8 protein-coding genes are annotated in these 10,387 nt (G+C 48.7%); 5 read left to right on the forward strand and 3 right to left on the reverse strand.

Annotated features, from left to right (window positions below; translation table 11 throughout):
- Positions 1-474: RNA polymerase sigma factor (locus ACOJTG_RS09125; protein WP_420153533.1), on the reverse strand; the 474-nt coding region annotated here is incomplete at its 3' end.
- A 463-nt stretch (positions 475-937) separates the two neighbouring features.
- Between ACOJTG_RS09125 and ACOJTG_RS09130 the strand changes: the two genes are divergently transcribed.
- The 4 genes from ACOJTG_RS09130 (at position 938) to moeB (ending at position 7,587) form a co-directional block, all read left to right on the forward strand.
- Positions 938-2,557 carry a hypothetical protein gene (locus ACOJTG_RS09130; RefSeq protein ID WP_420153534.1) on the forward strand — a complete coding sequence of 540 codons (1,620 nt, stop codon included), beginning with the start codon at positions 938-940 and terminating at the stop codon, positions 2,555-2,557.
- Between the two features lie 308 nt (positions 2,558-2,865).
- Complete coding sequence (gene aspS / locus ACOJTG_RS09135; RefSeq protein ID WP_420153535.1) at positions 2,866-4,629, forward strand: aspartate--tRNA ligase; 1,764 nt, start codon at positions 2,866-2,868, stop codon at positions 4,627-4,629.
- 295 nt (positions 4,630-4,924) lie between these two features.
- The gene (locus ACOJTG_RS09140; RefSeq protein WP_420153536.1) at positions 4,925-6,316 is read left to right on the forward strand and encodes a PQQ-dependent sugar dehydrogenase; all 1,392 of its coding nucleotides are present in this window, start codon (positions 4,925-4,927) and stop codon (positions 6,314-6,316) included.
- Positions 6,317-6,465: 149 nt separating this feature from the next.
- A complete protein-coding gene (gene moeB, locus ACOJTG_RS09145) occupies positions 6,466-7,587 on the forward strand; it encodes a molybdopterin-synthase adenylyltransferase MoeB (RefSeq protein ID WP_420153537.1) in 1,122 nt (373 codons plus the stop codon).
- Positions 7,588-7,886: 299 nt separating this feature from the next.
- Here the strand turns inward: moeB and ACOJTG_RS09150 are convergent, their stop codons facing one another.
- Both ACOJTG_RS09150 and ACOJTG_RS09155 read right to left on the reverse strand, forming a co-directional pair.
- Entirely contained in the window at positions 7,887-8,432 is a 546-nt protein-coding gene (locus ACOJTG_RS09150; RefSeq protein ID WP_420153538.1) for a DinB family protein, read from the reverse strand.
- Positions 8,433-8,444: 12 nt separating this feature from the next.
- Positions 8,445-9,416, reverse strand: a complete 972-nt coding sequence (locus tag ACOJTG_RS09155; RefSeq protein ID WP_420153539.1) for a polyprenyl synthetase family protein — start codon at positions 9,414-9,416, stop codon at positions 8,445-8,447.
- A gap of 158 nt (positions 9,417-9,574) precedes the next feature.
- Here ACOJTG_RS09155 and ACOJTG_RS09160 point away from each other — a divergent pair, with 158 nt between their 5' ends.
- Positions 9,575-10,153, forward strand: coding sequence for a thioredoxin family protein (locus tag ACOJTG_RS09160; RefSeq protein WP_420153540.1), 579 nt, complete (start codon positions 9,575-9,577; stop codon positions 10,151-10,153).
- The last annotated feature ends 234 nt before the right edge of the window (positions 10,154-10,387 follow it).

Here is a 10,387-nt window from a genome sequence, read left to right on the forward strand (position 1 = left end):
GCCTTCGTAAAATTTCAGGAAAATGACTTCCTGTAGACGTTTAGGTAATTGTTCAATGGCTTGTCGCAGGTTACGTTCATTTTCCAATGACATCTCGTCACGGATCCATTCCCGCTCGATATTGAGTCCGTCCGAGTATTCAAAATCTGTACCGGCCAAGTCCCTGCGATCATCGAGTCGATTTCGATTCCGCAGATCCCGCAGAAGGTTATTGCGTAAAGCTTTTAACAGATAAATTGTAACGCAGGGCGTCTCGACCAGGTACGCCCGCCGATCCCACAGTTCCAGAAATAAATCCTGAATACAGTCCTGAATCAGCTCCCGATCTTTCGTAAACCGGGTCGCATAGTTAAACAGAACCCGGTAACGTCTTTCAACTAGCAGATCAAAGGCTTCACCTTCGCCGCCTTTGAAACGGACCCATAGCTGAGCCAGGAAAGACTCATCCGGTGGAATAGCGGAAGACTTTTTCATTATTCGAGCGAAATGTAGGTTTGGGTAGTCAGGGGCGACTGCTTAGCCAATCCATTCATTTTAAAAGAAAGCACCAGCGACTCAACAACTAATAGATTGTAAATTTCTACGAAAAATTATTACCAAACCAATTCAACACTCGCTTTTATTTCAAGTAATGATGGAAGCGTCCGGTTAAAATACGCATAGTATTTGAATAAAATAGAAAACGCAGCTTCGGCAAAAGGTAAACACCAGATGTTTTCAGCTCATTTATAAATACTTCCCATGCGATGAACGGGGATCTTTGCAGAAATTTCTATCCAGTATTTCAAAGATTAAGGAATAAAGCTCGGCGGCTGTAGCGAAAATTAAGTCCTGTTTCTGTACGCTCCTATCGCAACGCTCGCGTACCTTCGTTCCCAGTTCGTACCATCATTCCCTGGTTACGTTTTCGATACACCGGATTTAGCATTTAGCGTACATGTCTTCGCTTTTTACGTTTAATCAGTTTCCTTTTCTTTTCTTTCTTATCGGCTATGGGCTGGCCGCCGTACTGGGGCTGGTTTCATTCAAGCCCAAACCTTCGTACCCGCTGTTTTTAGGTCTGGCCCTGCTTCTGCTGGCGTATATGCGGCTGCCGGTGATTTTCTATAATCGCGAACTCAACGTTGATGAAGGCCAGATGCTTACGCAAGCGATGACGCTGGTAAAAGATCCGGTTTACTGGCGATCCGTGGATGGTACGACGGGTGGACCCTTGGGCAGTTACTTCCTGTTGATTCCGGCCCTATTGACGGGTAATTTCAGCTATATGACGGGTCACCTCGGAGCGGTGCTATTACTGGGCATAACGTTCGTTTTTCTCTCGCTGGCCCTGAAAAACTGGTTCGGCACGCGGGTTTCGCAATTGATTTCGTACCCAGTGCTGCTATTCTACGCCTTTACGCAGCTCGGCGATTTTGTACATTATTCCAGTGAGCTGGTACCCGTCACGCTGCTTTCCATCATTGTATATCTATTTTCAACGCCTGGGTTTTTAGCCCGGGGTACGTACCGAACTTCCATCCTGCTGGGTGTATTGTTTCTGGCAATGCCTTTCGGAAAAATTCAGAGCCTGCCCCTGCTGGCGGCGTGTCTGGGTTACTACCTCTACAGCGTCTATATCCGAAATGATTTCAGACCCTTTGTGGCCTGCGTCGTTTCGGGGATATCGGCCCTGCTTCTACTCGGGTTGGTACTGTGGGTAAATGGCGTCTTCAAGGATTTTCTTTTCTATTACATTCACGCCAACTTCAACTACGGCGAAGGCGGTAGCTGGGGGCAGAATTTACTGCATCTCCCCGCCCAATTCAGCGTTGCTCTGGATTATACACTCATTCTCTTACCCCTCGGCATCAGTGCCGTATTAGCGGCTTTCCGCTGGGGTACGCTGAAGAAAGACGTCTTCTTTTTTTCGCTGGCCTTACTGATCATGGGTATTCTGGCCGTGTCCAGAACGGGTACGGGGTATACACACTATCTGTTCTTTCTGGTCATTCCTTTTGCTTTGCTAAGTGCCTCACTGCTGGGAGCCGTTTCTTCCTTATCGTGGGTATCCTCACTGACGCTGACGGGAGCTTCCTTGGCTTGTCTGGTGGGTCTAATGCTGGTACATTACAAGAAAGATCATACACTAAATTACTACGTTTCCACACCCACCTTCAATCGTACCTTTCCCATTTCATCCGTGGGAGCAGCCATTGATCAGTACAAACAGTCGGGTGATTATCTGGTCGTTTGGGGCTGGAATTGTCAGTACTACATCGAAACGCAATTGCCGCAGGGCGTGGCCGAAAACCATACCATTCGCTCCTCGTTTGAACATCCGCTACGCGAAACGTACCGGAAGCGGTTTATGGAAAATATGCAGCGAAATCGTCCGGCGGTGGTTGTCGATGCCGTGGGTAAAAATAGCTACTGGATGCAGGACCCTGCCACGCAGAGCTACGAGAGCTTCCCCGAGCTGAAAGCCTACCTGGAACGTCAGTATGTATTAGTGGGAACCGTAGATGGCGTCCGCATTTTCGTACGAGCCGACCGCTCACCGAAGCGGTTGGGATAGGTTTGATCTAGGTTTAAGGTTTGAAAAGCGTTTGACGTTTGAATGAGTTTATGGTTTGAATGAGTTTGAGGCTAGTGGCACGTGCATGCATTCAAACCTTAAACGTTCAAACGCATTCAAACCTTAAACGTTCAAACGCTTTCAAACATAAAACTCCTCAAACTACATCAAACCTTAAATCTCCTCAAACCATTTTAAAACTTTAAAATCCCCTCAAACGCTTTCAAACTTTCTTCAAACCTCCAACCCTGACCGAATTTCCCTATTTTTGCGGCACAAAATAGGATTGCTTTGATCCTGACTTGTTTATGCTACGTACACATACTTGCGGCGAAGGCCGCCTTACCCAGGTTGGCCAGGAAGTAACCCTGTGCGGCTGGGTGCAACGCATCCGCGATAAAGGAGGAATGATCTGGATCGACCTGCGGGATCGATACGGTATTACTCAGTTGATTTTTGAAGAAGGTTCTACTGATGCTTCCGTTACAGAAACGGCCCGTTCATTGGGGCGTGAATACGTGGTGGCGGCTACGGGAACCATCGTCGAGCGGGTTGCTAAAAATCCAAATTTGCCTACGGGTGATATTGAAGTGAAGGTTACGAAGCTGGAAGTATTAAATCCGGCCAAATTACCTCCCTTCCTCATCGAAGACGAAACCGACGGTGGCGACGACATCCGGATGAAGTACCGCTACCTGGATCTTCGTCGGGGTATCGTACGCAAGAACCTGGAGCTTCGCCATCAGGTGGCTCGCCGGGCTCGTCAGTACCTGGATGATCTGAATTTCATCGAAGTAGAAACGCCCGTTCTGATTAAATCAACGCCCGAAGGGGCCCGCGATTTCGTCGTACCAAGTCGGATGAATCCGGGTGAATTTTACGCCCTGCCCCAATCGCCGCAAACCTTCAAGCAATTGCTGATGGTATCGGGTTTTGACCGCTATTACCAGATTGTGAAGTGTTTCCGGGATGAAGATTTGCGGGCAGACCGTCAGCCAGAATTTACGCAGATCGACTGTGAAATGTCGTTCGTTACGCAGGAAGACGTCCTGAACACTTTTGAAGGACTCGTTCGTCACCTGTTCCGTACCGTAAAAAATATTGAATTACCCGAGACGCTCGTTCGGATGCCATACTCCGAGGCCATGCGTCGCTTTGGTTCGGACAAACCCGACATTCGTTTCGGTATGGAGTTTGTGGAGCTGAAAGGCGAAGATGCGGACCTGACTTCGGGTAAAAACTTCGTGGTTTTTGATTCCGCTGAACTCGTGGTAGGTATCGCCGCTCCGGGTTGTGCTGAGTATACCCGCAAGCAAGTCGACGAATTAACGGAATGGGTAAAACGCCCACAGGTAGGTGCCAAAGGGCTGGTGTACGCCCGCGTGAATGCGGACGGTTCGGTTAAATCGTCGGTGGACAAGTTTTATACGGAAGAAGAACTCAAAGGCTGGGCCGAGAAATTCGGTGCCAAACCCGGTGATCTGATTCTGATTTTGGCGGGTGCCGCGGATAAAACCCGGAAGCAGCTCAACGAACTGCGTCTGGAACTGGGTAACCGCCTGGGTCTGCGTAACCCCGATATATATTCGGTTCACTGGGTGGTTGACTTTCCCCTGCTGGAATGGAGTGAAGAAGAAAACCGCTACTTCGCCATGCACCACCCCTTTACGAGTCCGAAACCCGAAGATATGGACCTCATCGCAACGGATCCCGGCAAGGTACGGGCTAATGCCTACGATATGGTCATCAACGGTGTGGAAGTGGGCGGTGGTTCCGTTCGTATTTTCCAGAAGGACATTCAATCGCGGATGTTTGATCTGTTAGGCTTTACAGCCGAAGAAGCTCAGCATCAGTTTGGCTTCCTGCTGAATGCCTTCGAATTCGGTGCCCCTCCGCACGCGGGGATTGCTTTTGGTTTCGACCGCTTGTGTTCGCTCTTCGGTGGAGCCGATACGATTCGTGATTTCATCGCGTTCCCGAAAAACAACGCGGGTCGTGACATCATGATTGATAGTCCTTCTACGATTGCTCAGAAACAACTGGACGAACTGAAGATCAAAACGGCTCTTTAAGAGCATTTTTTACCTATTCATAGACAGGGTTTTAAGGCAGTTTTCTAACTGCCTTAAAACCCTGTCTATTTTTTCAATCAAGCCTCCAACCCCGAAGGGGTTTAATCTGAATAGCCCCGTATGCAATGCGGGGCAGGTACAGCACGGTAGGCACAGCCTACCAACTTAAAAAGTCCGTAGTAAATACTACGGACAACCCGTCCCGCTAACTTTATTGGGTTTAACCTACGAAAACGGAAAACTCTTCTTAATTTCCTATTTTTGATCAGAGCAAAGCTAACGACCTCTTTATCCTATGATTTTCAAATACCTGGCCCTTGGATCGGTCCTGTTTCTGACGGGACTCAACTTTTCGAATGTACCCGGCTCCACGCCTCCCGAGTCACCGGAAACTACCTTTAAGACCCTGTGTTCAAGTTGTCACGGCGACGTACAGGCGTTCGTGGACCGCAAGTGGAAACACGGCACGACTAAACCCGAACTCATTGCCAGCATCACGCACGGGTATCCGGATTTTGGCATGCCCGCCTGGGAAAATTCGCTGAAACCCGAGCAAATTCAAGGCATTGCCCAGCTCATTCAAACCAGTATCGAGAAAGGGAATCGGTACAGTTTCGCCAGCAAGCCCAAATCCAACGTATTCAAAACCGAAGCCTTTACCGCTAAACTTGATACCGTAGCTGCGGGACTGTCGAATCCCTGGGGGATGGCCTTTCTGCCCGAAGGAAAGCTGCTGGTTGCGGATCGGAACGGCAAGGTTTACCTGGTTGAAAAAAATCAGCAAAAAACCGAAGTAACGGGTGGTCCGAGCGTACTGGCTGAAGGTCAGGGTGGCCTACTCGACGTGGTACTACACCCGGATTTTGCCAAAAATCATTGGGTATACTTTTCCTACTCAGCTTTTAAGGACGCTCCCGAAGGAAAACTGTCAACCACTGCCGTCATGCGGGCGAAACTGGATGGTACCCAGTTAAGCGATCAGAAAATCATTTTTGAAGCCCTGCCCTACTCCAAAACCCGTCATCACTACGGCTCGCGGATGGTGTTTGACAAAAACGGTTATTTGTTTGTAACGGTTGGCGAACGAGGTAGTGAAAAAACGAATCCGCAGAACCTGGACAGCGACCTGGGTAAAATCCACCGAATGAACGACGATGGCACGCCCGTCGCTGACAATCCGTTCAAGGATAAAACCAACGGCACCATATATTCCTGGGGACACCGGAATCCGCAGGGGCTGCTCATTGATCCGGCAACGGGTACCATCTGGGAAACCGAACACGGGCCACGGGGCGGCGACGAACTGAACATTATTCGCAAGGGAGCCAATTACGGATGGCCCGTCATTTCGTATGGTATCAATTACGACGGCAAAGTCATTACCGATCTGAAAGCTAAGGAAGGCATGGAACAGGCTCAAACGTACTGGGTTCCATCGATTGCCCCGAGTGGACTGGCTCTGGTAGAAAGTTCGCGGTATCCAGCCTGGAAAGGCAATCTGCTGGTGGGTTCCTTACGCTTTAAGTACCTCAATCGCTGCGTGCTTAAGAACAATAAAGTGGTGAAAGAAGAAATTCTCTTCCCCAATATTGGTCGCGTCCGGAATGTCAAAATGGGTCCGGATGGATACGCCTACGTAGCGGTGGAAGATCCGGGGTACATTTATCGGGTACTTGTCGCGAATTAATCGGCGGCATACGGAGTTACAAGATCTGAAACGGTTTAGTGAAGCCTAATCGGTTTCGTTAAAACCGTTTCAGGTCTTTTAGTAGGAATGTATTTTTTTGTACCTTCTGCTTTTTTACGTCAATTGTGGTTTAGACCCCGGTAGTGTGTATGCTTTCTTCCGCAGAAAAACAGAGATATCAAAAACATCTTCTCTTGCCCGAGGTCGGTGCAGAAGGACAGGAACGATTGAAAAACGCCCGCGTGCTGGTGGTGGGTGCAGGAGGATTGGGATGCCCGGTTCTGTTGTATCTGGCGGCAGCGGGCGTAGGTACTTTGGGTATTGTGGACGGCGATACGGTGGATGAAACCAATCTGCAGCGACAGGTACTCTACGATGCAGCCGACGTAGACCGACCCAAGGCCACCACGGCCGCCGCTCAATTACGTCGGTTAAATGATCTGATTGATTACGAAGTTTTTACGACGCATTTGGTGGCTGAAAATGCCGCCAGTATCATCGAACGATTTGATTTGGTCGTCGACTGTACCGATAACTTCTCCGTTCGCTATCTGATTAATGACGTTTGTGTACTCGCAGAAAAGCCCTTTGTATACGGAGCTATTCATCGTTTTGAAGGTCAGGTTTCCGTATTTAACTACCCCTCTAACGGCGTTCTAGGACCTACGTACCGTTGTTTGTTCCCCAACCCGCCGAGTGGCCTTGAAATACCCAATTGCTCGGAAGTAGGTGTAGTAGGCATTTTACCCGGTATGATCGGGATGTATCAGGCCAATGAAGTGATCAAGATCATTACCGGCGTGGGTAAGACACTATCGGGCGAACTTATGCTGATGGATTTGCTCGAAAATACCCAGCGAAAAATGAAGTTCAAACGCCGGTCTGATGCCGAAATATTGGCCCAACAAGGCATGGAAACGCACCGAAAACTGGCGGCCAATGTTTTGTTACCGACTGAAATCTCGGCCATTGAACTCATGCGGCAACTCAAACGGGAGCCAGATACCTTTCTACTCGATGTTCGTAACAGCGATGAGTACGAAGTGTGTCACCTGCCCGGAGCCGTGCTGATTCCCATGCCCACCATTCCGACCAGCGTTAAGCACATTCCACGCGATCGTCCCGTGATTGTCTATTGCCACCACGGGATGCGTTCGGCGAGTGTCATTCAGTACCTCGAACAGGAACACGGCTACGATAACCTTACCAATTTAGACGGAGGCATTCATGCCTGGGCGGATGAAGTCGATCTCCGCATGGCGAAGTATTGATTGAGTTGGATGGGGTTTGAGTAGGTTTGAGGCCGTTTAAGGGTTGAAAGTGTTTAAGGAAGGTTTGAGGTTTAAAGGCCGTTTGAAAATGGTTTGAAGTTTAAGTAAGTCCTAGCAAAAGGTTGAGCTTAGTTTGATGGTTGCTTAGCTCTTACAAGGCTCAATGTGGGCAAGATATCCACCGCCCCTTGACTCGACTCTGAACTACAGTCACCTTTCAACCCATTCAACCTTTAAACACTATTCAAACCTGAAACTCCATCAAACCTATTTCAAACCTCAAACCCTCTTCCCCCCCCTTACCAGCCGAAATAGCCTTCCGGCGTAATTCCTTTCAGTCGTAAGTACACAATTCCCTGCCCCCGGTGATGGATAATGTGATTTTCAAGGGCGTAGAATAATTGCGGTCCCGTGAGTTCTTCACCTACAAATTCCTGCATTTTACTGAGTTGAGCGGACGTTTGCGTGGCTACGGTCTGCTGTACCCAATCGTAAAATCGTCCTAGTTCGGCGGCCACATCCGCTTTGGAACGCTGATTCCAACCCTGAGCCGTTTCGTAGGGATCTTTTACGTTAAGACGACTGGCCAGCTGAGCTGTAGTATAAATCATGCAATGCACAAATTGCATTCGAAACGAAAACATCTCGGGCGTTGGCTTGAAGTTCAGGTGTTCTTCCGGCATCTGGTTAAAAATCGTAAGCGTATAGTCTCGCGAACGTTTCCAGGCCTTTTGAAATTCCTGCTGAAAATCAGTAGCCGGAGCGGCTGCCCGTACGGGACTGACGACCAAACCCGCCAGCAATGTTTTTAGCACCTGTTTCCGTTTCATGGTTGGTTTGTGCATGCGTTAGAAAGGTTACTTTTCCCGCTCAATCAGATTCTGGAAAAAGGCCTGAAGCATTTCTTTTTTCTCATCCTCAATTCGCAGGGCTTTCAGGTACTCGAAGCCCTCCTCAAAATAGCGATTCATTTCTGCTTCCGTCGTCTGCCGAACGCTTAGGCGATCATACAAAGCCGTCACCGCCTGTACTTTTTCGATATTGTGGTGATCCTGCGGGGATAGCCAAAATTGCAGTTCTTCCTGATCGCTACCCGTGGCTTTTTCCAGAGCGTCAATGAGTAAGAAGGTTTTCTTGTTAGCCAGAATGTCGCCTCCTACGAGTTTACCAAACTTACCGGGATCACCGTACACATCCAGCAAATCGTCCTTGAGCTGAAAACCCGTACCAACGGCATCGCCCAGTTTTTTTAGAATCCGGGCGTTTTCCTCATCCGTCCCTCCAATGATTCCACCCAGTTCGAGAGCAAAACCCAGTAATACTGCCGTTTTCAGGCGAATCATTTCCAGGTACTGAGCCTTTGTGACATCCGATCGCTTCTCAAAATTCATATCCCACTGCTGCCCTTCGCATACCTCAGCGGCGGCCCGGTTGAATTTCTTGATTACGGCTTTCAGGTACGCCGGCTCTACCTCCGTCAGAAACTCGTAGGCTGAAACCAGCATCACATCCCCCGAGAGAATGGCCACGTTATCGTTCCATTTTTCGTGTACGGTGGGCTGACCCCGACGAATGGGAGCTTTGTCCATAATATCGTCGTGCATCAGCGTGAAGTTGTGAAAAATCTCCACGCCTACCGCGGGTCGAACCGCTTGTTGCCAGTTTTCGGTGAAGAGAGCAGTAGCCATAACCGTCAGTAAAGGCCGGATTCGCTTACCGCCCAGGCCCATGATGTACGAAATGGGTTCGTATAGTTCGATGGGAGATTGGCCGTACTGAGTCGTTGCGATGGTTTGTTCAATCGCGGTGGTATAGTCGTTGAGTAGCATACAAATTTGTCACATTCCGGATCTGCTGTCGGGGTCCGTTCCCGGAAAATTCAAAATTAATCTGCCTGAATAACTTTCCAGTACAGGAAAACGTTTAGAAGTTAACTTTCGATGAAAATCAATTTCTTTTCTCAACTTCGTAGGAAATCCTTAGTTCTATGAAACGAATCGTTACCCTTTGCTGCACGATGGTACTGGTTCTGGCATCGCTGGCTTTCATTCCCCGTCCCGTACCGGCACCCAAAGCCGCGAAGGTAGAGTGGCTGACGATCGAAGAAGCCTACGCCCGAAACCAGAAAGAACCCCGTAAATTTTTGATCGATGTGTATACCGACTGGTGTGGCTGGTGTAAGGTGATGGACCGCGAAACCTTCAACGATCCGAAAGTAGCGGAGTATATCAATCAGAAATATTATGCGGTGAAACTGGATGCGGAAGGAAAAAATCCGATCAAGCTAGGCAGTCATACCTTCAAATTCGTTGCCCAGGGTAATCGCGGCTACCAGGAACTGGCGGCAATCCTCATGAACGGCCAGATGAGTTTCCCGACCGTTGTGTTCATGGACGAGAAATTTCTCGATAAGCAGCAGTTTCAGGTCATTCAGGCCGTACCCGGTTTTCACAAAGCCGCCGAATTTCATCAGATCATTACGTTTTTTGGCGATAATTATCACAAAAAACAAACGCCCTGGGAGAAGTATCAGAAGGAAATTTATCCAAAGTCTTTTACCAAATAGATTGCATTGCCTCTAAGAGATTAGAAGCAATGCAATAGGCCCCTGCTTAAGGTAATATCCTTCTTAAGCAGGGGCCTATTGCATTTTCAGATAAGCCATACTTCAGCCTCTTTCTTCCCTCGAAGGCGTCAAAACAGCGAGTCATCGAGTAATCAGCCGAGGGCTACGTGGTACGAAGTCTCGAGTGCTGAGATTCATGCAGAGAAAAGAAAAGTTTAAAAAATTATGACCCAT

This window comes from Siphonobacter sp., from assembly GCF_048595215.1.
Lineage (GTDB): Bacteria > Bacteroidota > Bacteroidia > Cytophagales > Spirosomataceae > Siphonobacter.